General features: G+C 31.7%; 19 protein-coding genes. 16 read left to right on the top strand and 3 right to left on the bottom strand.

What is annotated here, in order from left to right; genetic code table 11:
* The first annotated feature begins 15 nt into the window (after positions 1-15).
* From BK011_03260 to BK011_03245, 4 genes are all read left to right on the top strand, one after another.
* Positions 16-933, top strand: coding sequence for a hypothetical protein (locus tag BK011_03260; GenBank protein ID AUD64742.1), 918 nt, complete (start codon positions 16-18; stop codon positions 931-933).
* Positions 930-2,180: a hypothetical protein gene (locus BK011_03255; GenBank protein ID AUD64741.1), complete on the top strand. Its 1,251-nt coding sequence runs from the start codon at positions 930-932 to the stop codon at positions 2,178-2,180. The genes BK011_03260 and BK011_03255 overlap by 4 nt, the downstream gene beginning before the upstream one ends.
* A gap of 100 nt (positions 2,181-2,280) precedes the next feature.
* Positions 2,281-3,471, top strand: coding sequence for a 23S rRNA (uracil-5-)-methyltransferase RumA (locus tag BK011_03250; protein ID AUD66132.1), 1,191 nt, complete (start codon positions 2,281-2,283; stop codon positions 3,469-3,471).
* An 83-nt stretch (positions 3,472-3,554) separates the two neighbouring features.
* The gene (locus tag BK011_03245; protein AUD64740.1) at positions 3,555-3,893 is read left to right on the top strand and encodes a hypothetical protein; all 339 of its coding nucleotides are present in this window, start codon (positions 3,555-3,557) and stop codon (positions 3,891-3,893) included.
* Between the two features lie 98 nt (positions 3,894-3,991).
* Here the strand turns inward: BK011_03245 and BK011_03240 are convergent, their stop codons facing one another.
* Entirely contained in the window at positions 3,992-5,158 is a 1,167-nt protein-coding gene (locus tag BK011_03240; GenBank protein AUD64739.1) for a hypothetical protein, read from the bottom strand.
* Between the two features lie 232 nt (positions 5,159-5,390).
* On the opposite strand from BK011_03240, the gene BK011_03235 reads away from it, so the two are divergent.
* The 8 genes from BK011_03235 to BK011_03200 all read left to right on the top strand — a co-directional run bounded on the left by BK011_03235 (position 5,391) and on the right by BK011_03200 (position 12,816).
* Complete coding sequence (locus tag BK011_03235; protein ID AUD64738.1) at positions 5,391-5,621, top strand: hypothetical protein; 231 nt, start codon at positions 5,391-5,393, stop codon at positions 5,619-5,621.
* Positions 5,622-5,633: 12 nt separating this feature from the next.
* Entirely contained in the window at positions 5,634-6,134 is a 501-nt protein-coding gene (locus BK011_03230) for a hypothetical protein (GenBank protein AUD64737.1), read from the top strand.
* On the top strand, positions 6,124-7,620 hold the full coding sequence (locus BK011_03225; GenBank protein ID AUD64736.1) for a hypothetical protein: 1,497 nt from the start codon (positions 6,124-6,126) through the stop codon (positions 7,618-7,620). Before BK011_03230 ends, BK011_03225 begins: the two co-directional genes overlap by 11 nt.
* Before the next feature lie 80 nt (positions 7,621-7,700).
* Entirely contained in the window at positions 7,701-8,507 is an 807-nt protein-coding gene (locus BK011_03220; GenBank protein ID AUD64735.1) for a hypothetical protein, read from the top strand.
* Positions 8,507-8,899, top strand: coding sequence for a hypothetical protein (locus BK011_03215; protein ID AUD64734.1), 393 nt, complete (start codon positions 8,507-8,509; stop codon positions 8,897-8,899). The genes BK011_03220 and BK011_03215 overlap by 1 nt, the downstream gene beginning before the upstream one ends.
* 66 nt (positions 8,900-8,965) lie before the next feature.
* Entirely contained in the window at positions 8,966-9,931 is a 966-nt protein-coding gene (locus tag BK011_03210) for a hypothetical protein (GenBank protein ID AUD66131.1), read from the top strand.
* A gap of 10 nt (positions 9,932-9,941) precedes the next feature.
* Positions 9,942-10,514: a hypothetical protein gene (locus tag BK011_03205; protein AUD64733.1), complete on the top strand. Its 573-nt coding sequence runs from the start codon at positions 9,942-9,944 to the stop codon at positions 10,512-10,514.
* 22 nt (positions 10,515-10,536) lie between these two features.
* Positions 10,537-12,816 (top strand): phosphoenolpyruvate carboxykinase, encoded by a 2,280-nt coding sequence (locus tag BK011_03200; protein AUD64732.1) that lies wholly within the window; start codon positions 10,537-10,539, stop codon positions 12,814-12,816.
* 7 nt (positions 12,817-12,823) lie between these two features.
* Here the strand turns inward: BK011_03200 and BK011_03195 are convergent, their stop codons facing one another.
* The gene (locus BK011_03195; protein AUD64731.1) at positions 12,824-14,257 is read right to left on the bottom strand and encodes a hypothetical protein; all 1,434 of its coding nucleotides are present in this window, start codon (positions 14,255-14,257) and stop codon (positions 12,824-12,826) included.
* A gap of 199 nt (positions 14,258-14,456) precedes the next feature.
* Here BK011_03195 and BK011_03190 point away from each other — a divergent pair, with 199 nt between their 5' ends.
* Both BK011_03190 and BK011_03185 read left to right on the top strand, forming a co-directional pair.
* A complete protein-coding gene (locus BK011_03190; GenBank protein AUD64730.1) occupies positions 14,457-17,060 on the top strand; it encodes a hypothetical protein in 2,604 nt (867 codons plus the stop codon).
* Positions 17,057-18,490: a hypothetical protein gene (locus BK011_03185; GenBank protein AUD64729.1), complete on the top strand. Its 1,434-nt coding sequence runs from the start codon at positions 17,057-17,059 to the stop codon at positions 18,488-18,490. The genes BK011_03190 and BK011_03185 overlap by 4 nt, the downstream gene beginning before the upstream one ends.
* Before the next feature lie 162 nt (positions 18,491-18,652).
* Here the strand turns inward: BK011_03185 and BK011_03180 are convergent, their stop codons facing one another.
* Complete coding sequence (locus tag BK011_03180; protein ID AUD64728.1) at positions 18,653-19,699, bottom strand: hypothetical protein; 1,047 nt, start codon at positions 19,697-19,699, stop codon at positions 18,653-18,655.
* Between the two features lie 303 nt (positions 19,700-20,002).
* Between BK011_03180 and BK011_03175 the strand changes: the two genes are divergently transcribed.
* Together BK011_03175 and BK011_03170 are read left to right on the top strand one after the other, a co-directional pair.
* Complete coding sequence (locus tag BK011_03175) at positions 20,003-20,713, top strand: hypothetical protein (protein AUD64727.1); 711 nt, start codon at positions 20,003-20,005, stop codon at positions 20,711-20,713.
* On the top strand, positions 20,713-21,660 hold the full coding sequence (locus BK011_03170) for a hypothetical protein (protein ID AUD64726.1): 948 nt from the start codon (positions 20,713-20,715) through the stop codon (positions 21,658-21,660). The genes BK011_03175 and BK011_03170 overlap by 1 nt, the downstream gene beginning before the upstream one ends.
* Positions 21,661-21,714: the final 54 nt, after the last annotated feature.

Raw genomic sequence — 21,714 nt, 5'->3', positions numbered from 1 at the left:
AATGAGGATCTTTCTATGCTTGAGCAACTAAAAAAATATTTTGATCACTTCCATGAGGCTGTATATATTGTTGATACACATAGGAAGATTTTATATTATAACCCTGTAGCTGAAACGATATCAGGTTTTTCCAAAGAGGAAATGGTTGGATCACATTGTTGGGATAATAAACTCAATCACATCGATGAAAGTGGTAAAAAATTGTGTTTAGATGGATGTCCGTTACAAAAATCAATCAAAGAAAACATCATCACTGATAATTATGTTTATCTTCAACATAAAGATGGATATCGAAAACTCGTTCATGTTAGAGCAATTCCTTTAGAAATTGAAGGCAAGATTATGGGTGCCATTGAGGTATTTACTGATGAGACATCAAAATCATTACTATTTGAAGAAGAAAAAATCACACAACTTATTAAGTATATTGATCCACTCACTGGATTACTAAACCGTCTTTTTATGAAAACAAAGCTCAACACTCTTTTAAAAGATAAAAATCTACAAGAATGGGGTTTATGTTTTATTGACTTAGATAACTTTAAAAGAACAAATGATTTATATGGACATATAGTAGGTGATAAGATATTAGAAGCTGTATCTAATACCATCTTAAACGCATTAGATCAAAATGATTTAGCATTTAGATACGGTGGAGATGAACTTTTAGTGATGTATCATAAAGCAGATGAAACAACTTTAAAAGCAAGAGCTAAAAACCTACAGATTTTAATTGATGCAACCACACTTAGAGATATCGATGATCCATTGATGACTAAAACATCAATGGGACTGACCATCATGAAAGAAAACACGAAACTTAAAGATGCAATTCATGTCGCTGATCAAGCGATGTACATTGCTAAAAAACAAGGAAAAAATGGCATTCAATATTTGGATTTAGAACAATATTTAACTAAGGATAAATTATGAGTGAAATTAAATATTTCGACATTGAAAAAAAGCCAGTTAAAGAAAAGATATACTTAACACCTTTAGCATGGCTTTTATCTTTACCAACCATATGGTTTAGAAGATTAAAAGTGAATAAAGTAGGCATTAAGGGATTAAAACCACCTTATATTTTACTTTGCACACACCATGCTTTTATCGATTTTAAAGTCACTACAAGGGCAATTTTTCCAAGAAGAGCTAATTATGTGATTGCAATTGATGGCTTTATTAAAAGAGAAAAATTGCTGCGCAATGTCGGTGGTATCATGAAAAGAAAGTTCACCAATGATACAGTCTTATTTAGACATATTAAATATGCTCTAGATAAGCTTAATTATATTGTAGCCATATACCCTGAAGCAAGATATTCTTTAATTGGTACAACCGCAATTCTTCCTGAGTCTTTAGGTAAAATGGTTAAAGCTTTAAAAAAACCTGTCGTTGTTCTAAATATGCACGGTAACTATTTAACACAGCCTGTTTGGAATTTGCATATGAGATATGTACCTTTAAAAGCAGATATGACAAAAATTTTGGATATTGAGCAAATCAATGCCTTATCAGTTGAGGCTATTAATGATAAAATAAAGACCGCTTTTGAGTATGATGAGTATCAATGGCAGTTTGACAATAAAGTAAAGATAGGCTACAAGCATAGAGCAAAACAAATGCATAAAGTTCTTTATCAATGTCCTTCTTGTAAAACTGAACATGAGATGGATTCAAATTTCAATAAGATATGGTGCAATCATTGTGGCAAAACTTATGAAATGGATGTTTATGGTAAGCTTAAAGCAACCAAAGGTATCACAGAGTTTTCTCATGCGCCAGATTGGTATGAATGGGAAAGAGAAAATGTTAGAAAAGAAGTTGTATCAGGGCATTATCATTTTGAAGATGAAGTCAATGTAGAATCACTTCCAAATAGTAAAGGATATATACCCATTGGACAAGGAACACTTATTCATAATCTAAAAGGATTTCTTTTAAAAGTTGATCATGATACATATCCCATCGATCTGAAGAAAGAACCGTTATCCATGTACGGATGTCATATTGAATATGATTACATGAAAAAAGGCGATTGTATCGATCTATCAACAATCCATGATACGTATTATATTTATCCAATCCATAAAAAAGATGTTGTAACTAAAATCAGTTTAGCAACAGAAGAAATATATAAATTAGAAAAAGAGAAGTTTAAACATGCAAATAAAGTGTGAACACATGAAAGACATGACAACTTGTGTAACTGATAACAAGCAAGAAGTGAGATATATGTTATCAAATGAAGTTGCAGAAGTTGATCAAAAAGAAATTGATATCATCGAAAAATACATACTCAAACCATCTGCTCATAGAAAAAAGGTCATTTGTCCAATTTTTTATACATGTGGTGGGTGTGATTTTTTACATACTACTTATGATTACCAAGTTCATCTTAAAGAAAAATACGTTGAAAATCTCTACAAGGATGAAGGTTTGTTTCATAAAGTTCATCCAATCATATCAAGTGATGTTCCACTACATTACAGACATAAAACAGTGCTTTCAGCAACCCCCAAAAAAGGTAAATTAAGATTAGGCTTGTATCAAGAAAAATCCAAAATGATTACACCTTTTTTAGGATGTTTTATCCATGATAAAAAAGCAAATGAAGTGTTTAGAACGATTGAGCAATTACTCAATCAATTTAAGATAGCAGCATATGATATTGATAAGAAACAAGGAATCATCAAGCATGTGATGATTAGAAAATCTCATCAAAGAGGAGATATGATGGTTGTTTTCGCCACTCAGGGCAATCTTTTTCCAAATGCTAAGAAGATATCACAAATACTTGTTAAAAAGCATCCTGAGGTAAAAACAACTGTTCAAAACGTGCACAATAAAGATACACATCTTGTCTTGTTGGAACAAGAGAAAACCATTTATGGACCTGGTTATATTTTAGATCAAATCGGAGACTTATCATTTAAGTTGTCACCAAGATCTTTTTATCAAGTGAACCCAGTTCAAATGCAAAAACTATATCAAAAAGCAATTGATATCGTAGATATTAAAAAAACGGATATTGTGTTAGATACATATTCAGGGATTGGTACTTTATCACTTTTAATCGCTAAAAAAGCTAAACAAGTTTATGCAATTGAAGTGAATAAAGATGCACATCAAGATGCACTTGATAATAAGAAGCATAATCAAATTGCAAACATTGACTTTATATGTGGTGATGTTGGTGAACATATGCTTAAGATCAAATCTAATATTGATGTACTTTTTATGGATCCAACTAGGGATGGCGCAAGCAAGTCATTTTTAGAGGATGTTATGAATCTTAGACCTAAAAAGATTGTATATATATCATGTGAACCTAAAACACAGGTTAGAGATGTTAAGATGTTATCTAAACTTTATGATATTAAGAGTATTCAACCTGTAGACATGTTTTCACAAACTGTTCATGTTGAGAGTGTGGTATTGCTTTCATTAAAAACATCTGAACCCACTTAGTCTTTTAACAGAGTGTAGTTTACCTTACTAAAATCCTATCATTTCAAATATGAATATAGTGATAAAAAGATTATAGGAGTATGATGCTAAAGATGAAAAAAGTTATTTTAATTATGGGACACCTTGCGTCATTAAAAACAACAATGGCTAAAAAGTTAGCAAGAGAACTTAATCTTATGTATTTTTGCAAAGACGATATTAAAGAAATCTTAGTGGACCAAATTGGCTATCGTGATCGTGCAGAAAATCTTAAGCTTTCTCATGCAACTTTTTTTATGATGTCACATGCAATTTCAAATATGCAAATGGATGGTATTTTGCTACTAGAAAGCAATTTTAAATATCATGAGTTGGATATCTTAAGAGAAAAGCATCAAGATGTCCAGTTCATCAGTTTATTTTTAACAGGAGACTTACTATAATAAGTCAAGCAATAAATGATAAAAAATAGTAAAAGACCTCACATGGAAGCCTATATAAGTTTTATGAACAAATAAGAGGTAGCTACACCCTCATTTGATTATTTGAAATGTGAATGATCAAATGTCAGTTGGTTGACACCTAAATAGTATATCGTGCGTATTAGTTTTCTAACAGAGTGAACCATGGCGACTTTATGATGTTTACCTTCAGCACGTTTCTTAAGGTAATAATCATAGAGTTTAGGATTCAATCTTAAGCCCGCAAAAGTGATTTGCCAAAAAGTCATTCTAAGTAATCCGGATCCACGTTTGACGATATGTCCTCTGGTTTCTATTGTTCCTGATTGATTGACAGATGTATCCAGTCCAGCAAATGAAACAATTTGAGCTGGATTTGTAAAGTTTTTAAAATCACCAAGTTCGGCGATGATAATTGCTGCAGAGATGATGTTGAGACCTGGAATGGTTGTCAGTGTTTGATTGATATTTTCCATGAGATGGATGATTTCATGTTCAACAGATTCAATGATTTCAGTTAACGTCTCATAGTGTTTTATGGAGTGTTTAAGAAGTAACAGATCAGACTGAGTTTCATATCCAACTGATGATTTAGCTAAAGATTTAAGTTTTTGAACTCTAACATAAGATAATCTGCCTTTAGAGTGACTTCTAATGGATTCATAGTCATTGTTAGAAAGTTTCGAAATTCTTGCTCTGGATTTGAACTTTTTAAGGATGAACATCGCACTACTAGAGAGTCTTTCGTTAAAAAAAGGTTTAAACTCAGGAAAGATACGATCAAGGATGTTTGTCAGTTCAATGAGTGTTTTAGAACGATTGACCATTTGAACATGACGATACCTTACCAGTTGTTTTAATTCGTTGATGTGGTAAAATTTAGTATGTAAGGTCTTGTAGTCAACAGAACCTAGCATACTTGAAATCGTTTTGGCGTCAACTTTATCTGTCTTTGTCTTACGTAACGATAATGCCTTGGAAAACATGTGCGTTAAGTAAGGGTTAAATTCCAGATAAGTATAACCAGATGCCGTGATAAACTGTTTAAGGTTTGATCCATAGTGTCCTGTTGACTCAAGACCTATTCTTATTTCTTTTGACTGATCTAAAGATTTTAAGACCTCAAGAAATAAATCGAAACCTAAACGATTGTTATCAAAGCTGAATGCTTTGATTTGAATACCTGCTTCAGTAGCTATGAAGCAGTCGTGTTTGTACTTAGAGATATCAATTCCGATTAAGTACATAAAAACACCTCCAATATAAGTTTTAGCACTGGGTAAGTCACAGATTTCTTATTTATGTAGTCTTGTGATGAAGCGTCAAGCGCTAACTTACTGATTGACATTAAAAATAAGAACTGTGGTAAGAGTCTCCTCCAATAGTCAAAGCTATATATAAATGACACAAATCCACAGTGCTTAATTTAATTATAACAATAGAAAGAAAGGAAGTTATACTCTAACTATTATTACAGTTTTGAGTATACAAGATGTAAATGTTCTATATGATAGATATTTAAAAAGACAAAAAAATAGACACGTTGCTCATCTTTCAACAGGGGAGATTCCTTTTGATATTTTTAAAGAGTCGATGTTTTCATATGACTCTATCAAATGTCTTGGACAATCTTATTTAATTGATACAACAGATGACCATCATGTCTATGAAAATATTAAAAAAATAACAACAGATTTTATACAACAATAAGGGGTGAGACTTATGAAGAAAGTCAGTGTAATTTTTGGAGCTCCCGGTATCGGGAAAACCACAGCAGCAAAAGTTTTATATCAAAGAATAAATCATGCTCAATATGTCGATGTGGATGATCTATGGCGTATACATCCATTTATCGTAAATGAAGAGAATAAAGTTTTAGTAGAAACCAATTTAAAACATTTGTATCAATCTTTTTTAGACCATCCGACGTTAGAGCATTTCATAGTGACATGGGTTGTACCAACTGAAGGTCTAAAAAATCTAATCTTTGAATGGTTTAAAGATAGTGAAGTTCATTTTTATCGTTTAGTTGCTAAAGAAGATGTCTATCTTAAAAGATTAATCAATGATCATAGAGATCAAACTAAGTTTGATGATTACAAAGCGATTAACTCAAAAAATGAATATAAAGATGTGAAAACAATTGATGTGTCTGAGATGGATATTAAAGATGTAGTTGATGTGTTGTATCAAGAGCTAAAGGGTGTTAACAATGGAGCATAAGTTAGAGCAATACATAGAAGATTATAAAATTATAAAGTTTTTAGGTAGAGGAAAGAGTGCATACTCATATTTGGTAGAGAAAAATGATGTATTTTATGTATATAAACAAATGCATCAAGAGAAAATAGATTATTATCATTTTGATGATAAACTAGAACATGAGTTATCAGCATATAAGGTATTAAAAGACAGTTCCATAAGAATACCTAAGTTGATCTCTTATGATCAAGAGAAACAATACTTAATCAAAGAATATATAGATGGACCCACGTTAGCAGAATATATTAGTAAAGGTACCTTTGATATCGATGCATTTTTAACACTTTATGCACATGCAATGGTTTTGGAAAAGCAAAAAATCAATATCGATTATTTTCCGACAAATTTTATTTATAAAGATGGCGAAATTATCTATATCGATTATGAAATTAATGAGTACCATGCGTCATGGGATTTCATCCATTGGGGCAGCCTTTTTTTGTTTCATCAAAAAGGATTTTTGCAGTATTTAAAAGATTTCAAAGATACAAGTTTACTTCTAGATGATCAAGGTTTACCTCAAGTAGATCCTGTAAAAAAAGAGCATGATGCTTTTATGGAACTTATAAAACTGCTACCTATTTTAGATATCATAGAAAAATTACAAAAAATTGAGATTAAACCTGTAATCACAAGAATATCGACAATCAATAGTGGCTTTGCAGCAAAAGTTTTTAAAATTGAAACTAAAGTTCAGGCATACATTTATAAGGTTTATGATAACTTATCAATTAAAGATAGTATTCGCCTAGAAATAAAAGCATATGAAGAGCCAAATCAATATATGCCAAAAATGTACGATCATGGGATGCATAATGGTTTTATCTGGATATTGTTCGAGTTTATTGATGGCGAAAAGACGATGGACTTATATCAAAAGACACAAGAAACTCGTCTTATCGAAGCATTTACAGATGCACTCATCAATGTTCATCAAGAAACTAATCAGCAAACATCTCATGATTTTATTGATGAAGAAATTCATCAAATAGAGCGTATTAACTCTAACTTGAAAGATCAAGGAATATCAAAAATCATTGAAGTCTTAAAAGAAAAAAAAGCAGACATAAAAGCATGTCCTTTATCAAGAATCCATGGTGATTATCATCCATGGAATACACTACATAAAGACGATCAAATGTATATCATTGATTGGATGTATCGATATGGCGATTATAGATATGATGTGATGTGGACATATGCACTTTTATATCGTAGCGGATTTGAAGAAATTGCAAACTTATTTTTAAAAAGATATCAAGATAAGCATCCGATCATCGATATGGACTTTTTCTTGACACTCGCAAATGTAAGATGGTTTGCGAATGTAAAATTATCATTAGTTAATAAGCAACAAGATGATTTATATGATATCATCAAATTTCAAAGAGAAAAACTAAACGAACTAAATCCGTTTTTCAAAGAGAAAATATTAAAGTTTAACTAAAATAAAGCCGTTTTAATGACTTAATCTTGATAAATTGTTATTATAGAAGTATAAATATGGCATATAACTAGGAGAAAACAATGAGCAACGAAAATAAAATACAAGCAAATGAGAAAGCTTGGGGAAAACTATCAAAAGATCATTATGAAACATATAGAAAGAGATTACTTGATCCTCACACAAAATTAAATCCTTTGGTTGAAAGTGAGTTAGGAGATATCAAGGGGAAACGTGTTTTACATCTTCAGTGTAACACAGGTGCAGATTCCATATTACTTGCTAGAAAAGGTGCAATTGTCACTGGTGTTGATTTAGTTGAAGATAATATCAAATATGCAAGACTGCTTGCAAAAGAGTTTAAAATGACTGATTTAACATTTATAACATCTGATGTATTAAAACTCATAGGAAAGATAGAAGATAAATTTGATTTAGTCGTCACTTTTGATGGTGTTATTGGATGGCTTCCAGATCTAAAGCAATGGGGTAAAGTGATTTTTCATTATCTAAAGCCTAACGGCGAGTTTTATCTTCATGATGCGCATCCAACAGCACTTATTTTTGATGAGGAACACATGGCTGAAGGAAACTTGATAGCAAGATATCCTTATTTTGGAAAAGATCCTGATATGGATCCTTACATCGGTGGTTATGCATCTGAAGCAAAATTTGCTGAAAACTATTATTGGAATCATACCATGGAAGATATTATCATGGGACTTATCGATAATCATTTGTCTATAACTTACATCAAAGAGCATGAAAAGTGTGTTGTAGGTATGGGTGGAAATTTAATTGATGATCAGGGATTATCTTATTATAAAGATTTCTTAGGCAAAATACCTATGGTATTGAGTTTAAAAGCTAAAAATAAAGGAGAGATATGATGAAAGCAGATACAATTCATATGACCTTTGAAAACGGGTTTGTTGGAGAAATGATTTCTCCATCAGGTAAAGTTAAAATAGGAAAACAAGATAACGGAGTTGCACCTTATCACATGCTGTTTGGCGCACTAGGATCTTGTTTTTATGCAACATTCTTAAGTGTTTCAGATAAAATGAGATTATCATTTGATAAGGCAGAAATTGAAATTTCAGGAACGAAAAGGGATCAAAGTCCTGCAACATTAGAGCAAGTTCATATGACACTTGTTGTCTATAACCCTTCAAATGAGGAAAAATTAAGAAAAGCAGCGCAATTAGGAGCTACTCATTGTTCAATTCATGAAACAGTGAGCAAGGTTGCGAACATCGATTTAGAAATTATTTTCAAATAAACGCTTGATCTCTAAAGTGGAGGTGAGTTTGTGAAAATCAAAAAAATAGTATTGTGGGCTTTACTCATGGTTGTTCTGATTTTTGGTGCAACCCTAGGGTATATGCTTATTTTGGATATCCCATTTATTGATGCTTTATATATGACAATCATTACGGTGTCTACAGTTGGATATAGCGAAGTTGCTGATATGACCCCACTTGCAATGTGGTTTTCAATCATATTCATCTTAATTAGCTTAGGCATGATTGGATATTTGGCGAAAGTCGTATTTGATTTTATTGGAGAAGCAAACTTCAATCTCACTTGGAGGAAAAGAAAAATGAAAAAACAAATTGAAAACTTAAATAATCATATTATCATTTGTGGAGCTGGTGAAACTGGTATCAATGTGATTAAACAAATGATTAAAAGAGATGTTGATTTTGTAGTCATTGATCACGATCAAAAAACAGTTGAACAGTTAAATGAACTTGATTGCTTATATATTTTTGATGACGCCACTAAAGAAGAAGTTTTGGTTCAAGCTGGTCTAGAAAAGGCAAAAGGTATCATTACTACTTTATCAACAGATGCTGACAATGTCTTTGTTGTACTAACAGCAAGACAACTTAACCAAGACATCCATATTATTTCAAGGTTTCATGAGAAATCAGCAGAAAAGAAACTTATTTTAGCGGGTGCAAACCAAACAGTATCACCAGATGAAATTGGTGGTAAAAAAATGGCTGCACTGATGATTTCTCCGCATGTACAGTTTTTTGTTGATAATATCATTGATACTAAAAACATGTCTATTGATATGGAAGAAGTTGTCATTAATGAAGACTCTATACTCATTGATAAGAAATTAAGAGACGCAAAAATTTCAGAAAAAGCTGGTTTAATCGTACTCGCAATTAGAAGAAATGAAGATGATTTTATCTTTAATCCTAAAGCTGATGAGATCTTAAAAGTGCTCGATAACATGATTGTTGTAGGCTCTAAAGATCAAATTCAACGCTTAAAAGAAATGGCTAATGATTTAGATTAAAGGAGTTTTCATGGATTATATCAAACATATACAAAATTATGAACCAAAAAATGAACAAGAATTGATGGACAAAAAAGCAATGCTTGCTTTTATTGAAAAAGAAGATGATCATTTGTTAAGATCAAACTTAGTCGCACATTTAACATCATCAGCCATTGTTGTCAATGAAACGATGGATAAAGTCTTGTTTTGTTATCATAATATCTATAAATCTTGGAGTTGGGTTGGAGGTCATGTTGACGGAAATCCCGACTTTTTAAGCGTTGCTATAGAGGAAGCGAAAGAAGAAACAGGCGTCAAAAATATAAGCGCTTGCTTTGACGATATTTTTATGATTGATAATATCTATGTACATAATCACATCAAGCATGGTGTTTTTGTTCCTGATCATCTGCACTTAAATGTTACGTATTTACTCATTGCTGATGAAAATGATGAGCTCACACATAAGCCTGATGAGAATCAAGGTGTCAAATGGTTTGATATAAATCATGTATTAAATCATGTATCCGAAGAAAGAATGAAACAAGTTTATATAAAAGCATTTAAACATATGAAAAATCGACGTTGTATGATCAAGTGAATTAAAAATTTGGAGGGCAATCATGCAAACAATGAAAGATTTACTTAAGTGGGTTGATGAAGTTAAAAACTTATGTCAGCCAGATCGTGTTTATTGGCTAAGCGGGAGTAAAGAAGAAGAAAAAGCATTTTATGATGAACTGGTTAGCAGTGGGAAAGCTATACAGTTAAATCCTTTATTAAGGCCAAATTCATATGCCTTTTTCAGTGATCCATCTGATGTTGCAAGAGTTGAAAAAAGAACATTTATTGCTTCAAAAAAAGCAGAAGATGCTGGACCAACCAACAACTGGATTGAACCTAATGCACTTAAAAAAACAATGACATCTCTGTATAAAGGTTCCATGAAAGGTAGAACGATGTATGTGATTCCATATATGATGGGACCACTGCACTCAGAAATATCTAAAGCGGGTATTGAGATAACAGATAGTTTATATGTTGTCGTAAATATGATCAAAATGACCCGTGTTGGATATGATGTCATAGAAGAAATCAAGCAAGGAAAATCATTCATTCCAGGGCTTCATTCAGTAGGGGCTCCGCTAGAGAATAACGAGAAAGATGTTTCATGGCCATGTGCGCCTATTGAACATAAGTATATCGCACACTTTCCAGAAGAAAGACTGATATTGTCTTATGGTTCTGGATATGGTGGAAATGCATTACTCGGAAAAAAATGTTTGGCTTTAAGAATAGCATCTAAAATCGCGAAAGATGAAGGATGGATGGCTGAACATATGCTTATTTTAAAAATTACGAATCCAGAGGGAAAATTTAAATATATCTTAGGCGCTTTTCCAAGTGCATGTGGAAAAACAAATCTATCGATGTTAGTTCCTACGATTTCAGGGTGGAAAGTAGAAACTGTAGGTGATGATATTGCTTGGATTTGGCGAAAAAAAGATGGGAAGCTATATGCGATTAATCCAGAAAAAGGATTTTTTGGGGTTGCCAAAGGCACATCTTATAAATCGAATCCTAATGCAATGAAAGCCATTGAGAAGAACACTATATTTACAAACGTTGCTCTAACTGATGATTTAGATGTATGGTGGGAAGGTATTGACCAAGAAAAACCTAAACATCTTAAAGATTGGCAACAACAGGATCATGATCCATCAATGAAGATTCCTGCTGCACATCCAAATTCTAGATTCACCACTGAAGCAACCGAATCTCCTGTCTTAGCAAAAGAGTGGGATGATCCAGAAGGTGTATTGATTTCTGCAATACTCGTTGGGGGTAGAAGACCATCAACCATACCACTTGTACATGAGTCATTAAGTTGGAACCATGGCGTTTTTATGGGCTCAATGATGGGTTCTGAAATTACTGCAGCAACCATTTCTGATGATATTGGAAGGGTAAGAAGAGATCCATTCGCAATGTTACCTTTTATTGGATATCATGTTGGTGATTATCTAAATCATTGGATTGACATGGGTAAAGATATTGATCCTGATTCGCTTCCTAAAATCTATTATGTCAATTGGTTTAGAAAAGATGCTCATGGCAATTTCTTATGGCCAGGATTTGGTGAAAATTCTAGAGTCTTAAAGTGGATATTTGAACGTGTTGATAAGCAGGCAACTGCAAAACTCACACCTATTGGTTACATACCAGAACTCGATAGTCTTGATTTGTCAGGCCTAAATATTACAAAGAAAACATTCAAAAAATTAACAGATGTTAATGTTTATGAATGGTTAAAAGAAGTTGATTCAATTCGAATATATTATCAAACGATTGGTCAAAAACTACCGCTTGCTTTAGAAGAAGAACTCAACCATCTAAAACATCGATTAAAAATGGAGTTATATGAAATGAAAAAACATAAAATGGGTTGTTATCTAAGTCCTATTGGACACATTTTATACGAACATGAGAATCATCATTTATATGGGTTAAGTATTGAAGAAGACTTCCATGAAGAAAGTTTTGTTTTTGAAAATGATGATATGATTGAACATGAGTTATCAGATTACTTTCATGGAGATCTAAAAAATTTTGATGTAGATGTCGTCTTTGAAAAAGGTACTGATTTCCAAAAAAGAGTATGGAATCAACTTTTACAAATACCCTTTGGACAAACCAAGAGTTATCAAGATATCGCAAATGCAGTAGGAAATCCTAAGGCTGTACGAGCTGTAGGTCAAGCATGCAAAAAAAATCCAGTTGGTATTGTTGTCCCATGTCATAGAGTGATTGGAAAGAACAATAAGTTAACTGGATATTCTGGTAAGCATTATATTCATTTAAAGAAAAAATTATTAGATATGGAAAAAGCGTTCCTCAGATAGGAACGCTTTATTTTACATGTTTATTGATCATGTGATATAAGTCTTTTGATTTAAAAGGTTTATACAAAATATCAGTCATTCCAGATGCATAACAGGCTTTAACATGATCATCATAAGTGTTAGCAGTCATTGCGATTATCGGTATGTTTTGATCTTTTTCACGAAGTTCTTTAGTTGCTTCAAAACCATTCATTTTTGGCATTGATACATCCATCAAAATGATGTCAAATGGATAATCTTTGAACTGATTCAATACTTCTATACCATTCTTAGCAACTTCAACTTTTAATTTAGCATTTTCTAATAACTGTTTGGTTGCTTTAAGGCTCAGCTTGTTATCTTCAGCTATTAAAACTTTTATACCTGGATTTGGCATAACTGTAGTATTCTGATCTACTTTTACTTGTTCGCTAGATAACTCAACTGGAAAAGAAATTGTCATTTTTGTACCACTGCCATAAGTGCTTTCAACATGAATGTGTCCATTTAAAAGATTCATGATCGTTTGAGTAATTGATAATCCTAATCCAGTGCCACCATAGGTATTATATATATCACTGTTAGCTTGGGAAAAAGGCTTAAATAGACGATTTATCTCTTTATCAGTCATACCTATGCCTGTATCTTCAATAGATATTTTTAATAAATGATCTGAAGTAACATCAGTTTCAACGTATAAACCTCCGTCTTCAGTGAATTTAATGGCGTTCGACAATAAGTTTGTTAATGATTGTTTAATTAAACTTTCATCCGATATAAATGTTATATTATTATAATGAGTTGTTCTAAAATATAAGTTTTTTTGCTCAAGGTTGCTTTTAAAGATATGGTGCATATCATCTATGAGTTTACTCAATAATATAGGGCTTTTTTTAATGACATAGTTACCTTGCTTCATTTTTGCGAAGTTTAATATATTATGAGTTGAATCAATCGTTTGGTTTAATGCTAACGTCACATCATTAATCAAATCCCTTTGACCATCAGTAAGCTGACTGTCTTTCAATAAATCAATTGTAGAACTTATGGTTTGTAAAGGGGTTTTAAGTTCATGACTCATTTCATATAAAAAAGATTCTTTAGCTTTAATTTGTTGTTCTAGTTCTTGGATCTTTTCTGTATATATGTTTATTTCATCTACAGGCACAAAATACCCAATATTGTTTTTATGATTAAAAATGATTTTCATGATATGGTTTGATTTTAGTTTAAAAATGGAATGACTGTCAGGTCTATTTTCTTTAATGATTTGAATGACTCTTTCTTGATCAAGTTTTTCAAAAAGATCAATAAACTTATCACAAGATAATTGCTGATTGACAGCTAAATATCGAGATAGTTTTTTTGACATCATCACGTATGCTTGATTGATGACTTCAAATGACATAAGGTTGTCATCCATTTCATAATCATCATTTTTCTTCTTTAGTCTTAGTTTCATTAAATTCACCATCTTTCAGTCATATTATAACATTTAAAAGTCAGTTTATTTAGAGTATAATATTTTGTTTCAAATAAAATATCTTTCTATATTTAACATTTTAATGGTAAACTAATGATAAACATCACACATCATAGATGTTTTTTAAAAACATATTCTGATATATAATAGATATATATGACATTCTTGAGGTATAAACATGAAGCGTTATACGATTAAATTGGGCATAGCATTTATCTTATCATATATACTACTCATGGTGGTAGTTGTTTTTGCGTATACTCAAATATCATCAAACTTCATGATGAATCAAGCAGAAGCCAATTTAATTAAATCAGGAGAGACTGTTACAAAAACCATTGAGATGCAACTGAATTACGATTATGATAAATTTAAAGAAAAAATCGATTTATATACTGCACAAAGTTTAAACCCGATAGAAGAACTTTTAAATCAAGATATTCCACTTGAGGTTATCGATCAACCATTTAGTTATTTTGGTGTAATGGATGTGATCAATAGAACTGTAACTATTGGAGAAAATACATATACATATGTAGATAGTTATCAAGTAGCAGATTTTGATCAAAACTTAGCATTCTATAGTTTTGATCGAGCTTTTGGAACGTCCAACTTGCCAATCATGTATGGTGTTTTTAAAGTTAATGAGTATATTGCGTTTTTCGAACTCGAACCGTATATTAATCACTTTCTGACGTCTGAAACCATTGAAAATGAATTTGTTTTTATGGGTGATGAGAACACCATTTATTTAACATCTCATTTTAGTGGAACACAATCGCTCTTTTATAATTATTTAAGAGATTCAGGTTATTCTGAAGATTATATAGACGTTATTAAACAAACTGTAGTCAATCACGAATCAGATATTTTTAGTCTAAATTTTCTAGGTACCGAATCTATATTATCATTTGTACCTTTAGAGATATCGTTATCTACTAGAGTATTTTATCTTGTTCAAATCTACGAAGAAACTCTTGTAATTGACTCTTTAAGTTATCTTTCACAAACTTTATGGGCATTATTTGCAGTAATTTTTATATTATTTTCTGTTACACTCATTGTTTTATATAAGATACTAGAACAAAAAGTTCATGATATCGAAAATGCTAGATTATCATTATATTATACAAAACCATATATCATGAAAGTTAGAAAAAATGGTAAAATCAAATCTTACAATAAAGCATTAAAAAACTTGTTAGGTAAAAATGATCGTTTTAAATATCTCATGGATTTCGATATTAAAGATGTACCTGAAGAAACACATATCGAAGAAATGTTACAACGTCAAAAATCGTTTACAGTTATTTTAGAAATTGCAGATGATGTAAAATATATCCATTTTGTCACAACCAGATCAACTGGTGGGTTTATTCTTGTTGGGGATGATATTACCCATATCGAAGGACGTTTTGATCAGTATCAAAAACTTGCATTATACAATCCAATTACGAATTTGCCAAACCAAAATGTGATTTTAGCAGATTTAACAGAGATCTTTAAAGATGAAGAAAAACTTGCACAATATAATGTACTTGCGATGTTCGATATTGTTTCGTTTTCTAAGATCAATCTTGTATTAGGTGAAGAAAGTGGAGACAGATTTTTAAAACTCATTGCAGAACTCGCCAATGAATCCTTGGAAGGATATCCTGCAAAACTTTATAATATTAAACAAGATCAATTCACAGTGCTTTTTAGGGGAATCGATAGTTTTAATTGGATTAAATCATGGGTAGATTTATTTTTACAAAAACTTGATAAACCAATTACAATGGATCGAAACTTCCTAAATGTTGATATAAAGATTGGTATCTTCAATATTGAGCCACAAAGATATGAGATTTTAACTCCTGATATATCATTAGAAAAAGTTAAATTAGCACTTAATCATGCCAAGGAAAGTACGGTTAACCCTTCATTTACTTATGATGTTGCGTTATCACTTGTTGCATCTAGAGAACAAAGAATGGAAATAGATTTAGCCAATGCGATTACCAACCAAGAGTTTCAAATGGCACTTCAAGCTCAATACAGTAATGATTTGGAAAGAATTGTTGGTTTTGAAGCACTTATTCGATGGACTAATCCTAAGTATTCAAGTGAATCACCACTTAAATTCATTCAAATGGCAGAAAAAAATAATATGATTGTAGATATTGGACGCATTGCACTTCATGAAACATTTATGATCGCAAAAGAGCTAGAACCCTATAATGTTCATATCTCATTAAATATTTCACCTGTTCAAATGCTTCAAGCAGGGTTCGTCAATGAAATTATGACCGTCTTTGATCAATACGACTTGAAAAAAGGTAGTATCAGTTTAGAGATCACCGAAACATTTTTGATCGATTCATTTGAACTTGTCATTAATAAACTAAACATCCTGAAACGTCATGGTTTTAACATCCACCTTGACGACTTTGGTACAGGTTACTCATCATTGCAGTACTTAAGAGACTTACCAGTCAATACAATAAAAATTGATAAAGCATTTATTGATGATATTGAAAGAGATGTTCATAGTAGAGCAATCGTAACCATGATTTCAAATCTTGCTAAGAACATTAATTTAGATGTTATTGCAGAAGGTATAGAAAACGAAAAACAAAATCAGCTCGTTTATAAAGCAGGTTGTAGTGTCATTCAAGGTTATATTATTTCACCACCAGTACCAAAACAAAAAGCAATTGAACTCATAAAGGCTTATAATATTGATAAAACGAAAACACTTCAAGTACCAAAAGCTATGAAGTCTAAGGAGGCTAAGCGATGAATTTTTTAAGAATATATGAAGCGAATCCAGGCATGACCATTGTATTGTTTGTTATTGTTATTTTGGTACTTCTAACCATGATATTCTTTTTAGCAAAATCATTTTTCAGAGAACACAAACGAATTGCTGAAGAAAAAGCCCTAACCATAGAAGGTGTCTTGACCAGATCAGAAATCCATTCAGTTATATCAACATATATTGCTAGATCAAATGATCAATTGCAGTTTAGTTTGATTTATATGGACTTAGACAAGTTTACTGATTTTGTGAATGCTTTTGGAAAAAAAGAAAGTGAAAAGATTATAGAAAGAATTATCAAAAACGTTGAGTATATTTTACCTAAAGGTGTGAAGATATCACGCATGCAAAACGATGAGTTCTTAATATTCTTATCGATGGACTTTGATAGAACAGAAGTTGTTGACTTAGCAAATAAAGTCAAGTTGGCTATTGGTAAACAAATAAAACTCTTTGGAGATACTCAGATAAACGCAACAGCATCGATCGCAATTGCTTTTTATCCAGTTCATGGATCAACACTTAAAGATTTATTAAACTCGCTTCAAATCGCAACTTATATCATTAAAAAGAATGGTGGCGACAATATTAGAGTTTATAGTGAAGAGATGAGTGATCAAGGTGGAGAACATGTTGAGTATTATTATCAAATCAAGCATGCCATTCAGCATAAAGAGTTCCAACTTTTCTATCATCCGATGATTGATGTTAAAAACAATGATATTTATGGTGTAGAAGCATTAATTAGATGGAATCACCCAGAACATGGATTGTTATCACCGTTTAAGTTTTTAGGTATTATGGAACAGTCTGGAGATATTCATTGGATTGGTTTGTGGGGGTTAGAGTCACTGGTTAAAACTTATCAAGAGTTAAAACAAGTATTTCCAAAAAAAGATATTAAGTTTTCAATGAACTTAAGTCCTAAACAATTAATGAATCAAACACTTCCTGATGATTTCCAAAAAATACTTAAGAAGTATAGAATGAACGCTGAACATATTATTTTAGAAATTATCGAATTTGCCATCTTTGAAAGACAAGAAACGATCTTTAACAATATCAAACAACTTAAAGAAATGGGATTTAATATCGCAATCGACGGATTTGGATTAGATTATGCAACATTATCTAAGGCTGAAAAGATGGATATTGATATTATCAAGTTGGATAATGAGTTTTTAAAAGAATCAGAAGCGTATATGAAGGCTAAATTTGCAACATTGCTTGTCGATTTCGCACATAAGAATGAATATAAAGTCGTTAGCGAAATGATTGAAACCAAAGAAATGATGGAAGAATCTAAGAATTATGACATCTCAATTATGCAAGGTTATTATTTTACAAAACCGCTATCTGCAGAAGCCTTAAGAGGGTATATAGGGACAGAAGCTTGGAAGCATCTACTTTAATCAATTATAGTTAATGAAAAGTAAATCAAAACAGATCAAAAGAAGGTTGTACAAAATTCAACCTTCTTTTTTTTGGCTTCATTACTTATTTCTTACATTCTACTTAAAAAAAAGTGAAATTAAATTGAAATATTTTAAAAAAACTATTTTTAATAACTGTGTTCAAGATAAATACTGATATGGCTTAAAAATATCAATAGGCCAATCTCTTTGATGAATATCACTTGATTTGATTGAAACATGGTTTGATATGACATATTTTAATGCCGCATTTAAGTGCTTGTCATACTCCAATTGATACTTTAAATACTTCATGAACCTAAACCACATCAAGTAACCCTCTAAATGTTTCGTAGATACGCCTCTAAATCTTCTAAACCAGGTTTTTAATTCACTATGATAATTATTAATAACTCCTAAACTGTATTCATCTTTGGTGTGTTCACCAGAAGGAATTTGTGTAACTGAACATTCTAATTGATGAGCAATATCAAAATAAGATGATTTACTATCTGATGTGATATGACTACCCGCTTTAACCTTACCTTTAATGGCATCGAAGATATCATCTTTCCACGGATTTCCTTGACCAACGACCTTCGTTAAAACCTGATCATTTTCATCAAGTGCGATAAGAACACAAACATGTTCATTAGAAACACCACGTAAAACGGCGGGTTCACCTTTCTTCTTAGCAGATCTTGGCATTTGTTTACCTTTCCAAGGACCCTTCATGTTAAGAAGAAAATAAGTTTCATCAATCTCTATTTCCCCAGACAGTTTGACAACTTCCTGATAGTCTTTCATCGCTTCGATGACTTTATGACGCCACGCAAAGGCAGTAGTCGTTGAAATCCCAACTTCAGATGCACTCTTTCTTAAAGATAGACCATAGAGCATACATTTGATAAACATCAACCACTGTTCATATGACTTCTTGGAGTAACGAACGATGGAATGATGGGTATCTGAAATAGATCTACTGGTTTGAGGATTGAGATACTTTTGACGACCAGTAGGTGTCTTACCGTTTCTAACATATCCGTTAGGAACTCGACGCTCTCTAAAGATGATTTTATGAAGAGCATTCGCAGCATCATTGATTATCTTTTGATTCAGCTGCATTTTCTTAAGCAGTTCATTATAATCATCAGCACATAAAGTTTGAATGATTGGGTACAATGTTTCTGGTGTTATAGCTTGATTCATGTTTGGTAGACTCCTTAAATGATAAATGTCCTTAAGCAACCAGCTTGAATAGGAACTTTCTTATCGCCAAACAAGAAATAGTGTCCAAGCTGGTTGATTAAAGACATCAACTTAAAAGGTATTCTATTCACTATTCTTGTTTGGCATAATCATTTTACCAAACGTAAGGTTATTATTCAATTATGAGTTATACAAAATCAGTATTTATCTTGAACACAGTTTTTTTAATAAAAAAGTAATGATTTCTTAAATAGTAAGTAATAGGTATAGTGATAGAATATGTCCGTGAAATGAGGTGATGTCATGAGCCATAAAAAGATTATAAAAGCTGAAAAAGCATTAAAAACAAACAAAATATTTAAAATAGGTATTATTTTGTCTGGATTATTTTCTTTAGCATTTGGCGTTGTTACATTTTACGGACAAGATTCAGGAAATTTTATGATGAGTATTGATCGAGATGCATATACTAGAGGTATTATTTTATCAACATCTGAAGATTTCGAGTATGCTCAACCAAGATTAATGACTGATCCAGTTGATGAAGCACGTGATTTAACTTACAGATGGTTAAAGATCAGTGAGGTTATGGATGCAGAAGGCAATTATGATGATCCCGATTTTGATTATGTTGCATATACTTTCTATATCAAAAACAATGGGGATGAAACAGTTAATGTCTCATATCACATTAAAATCACTGAAGTCTCAAGAAATATGGATGATGCAATTCGAGTTTTAATCATCAATGATGGTGTCGAAAAACTTTATCAAAAGGAAGATGCAAAAGATGAAAACAATGCATATCCAATTTATCCACCTTCTATCCCAACAGCAAGTTTATTCACTTCAGATGAGATTATAACCAGAGAGCTATTTACAAATTTCAAACCAGACGATGTTAAAAAATTTAGTGTTCTTGTTTGGATTGAAGGCTATGATCCAGATACAACAGATGACATCTTAGGTGGGAGCATCAAAATGGAAATGATCTTTTCTATAGAGAATAGATGATGAAAAAGCTATATATTTCCTTATTAACATTCGTCTTGTTCACTGTTATATTCGGTACAGTTACATATGCTTGGATTACAATCGCAACCATAAATAACATTGAAGGTATGTATTTAAGTGCTTCAACAGGAGATGAATTACAAATATCAACTGATGGATTTCATTTCAGCTCAACTCTAGATGAAGAAGCAATGCTAGAAATATTTAAGAATCAATCGCTCACTGATGTGACAACTATAAATGGGATTGATTTTTATAAAGGTGGATTAAACCCAACTGGACCAGCAAGAGTGAACAAAGATTATTTATCATTTGAGCTTTGGTTTAGAACAACAACGCAAGAAAGACATGTTTACTTAGTTAATGATGTATCAGATCAAATGAGTTATGACATTAATATGGAAGGTACTTATGTGATCTCAAAAGGTGTTGAATGGAAATCGAACGCAGATTTTATGTATGCTGAAGATGATATTGTAAGGGCTGGTGAGACTAGAACTTATTATGCCAAAGACAGTATTAGAATCGGATTTCAAGAAGTTATAGACTTACCTTATGATCAACGAGGTCATGATTCACTAAGAACATTGATCTATGATCCATCAAGGAATCCTCAAAGAGGATATGGATCATCCTATGGCGCTTATAGTTACTTTATAAGTACACAAGTAGAAAGCATAAGTTTACCTAAAGAAATGCCGCATACAGCTTATGAACTTACAAAAATTGCTGAAGACAATCCTTATCAAGCACTGGATAATCAAAGCCTTATCACTGAATTACAACCAACAGGTTACTATAATCAAGATGGAAAAGAGATTTATCAATCAAAAGTGATTGTCAATATATGGATTGAAGGCTGGGATGCAGATGCATTCAATGCAGTTTTAAGGGATTATCTAAAAATCCAACTTCAATTTAAGAATTTAAAACAAGCGATGGTTTAAACATAAACAATATGTTTACATAAAAAATATTAAAAAAATAAAAGGAGAATAGAA

The organism is Tenericutes bacterium MZ-XQ (assembly GCA_002838205.1).
Classification (GTDB): Bacteria; Bacillota_I; Bacilli_A; order Acholeplasmatales; family Acholeplasmataceae; genus Mariniplasma.
This window is presented reverse-complemented; position numbering and strand designations above follow the sequence as displayed.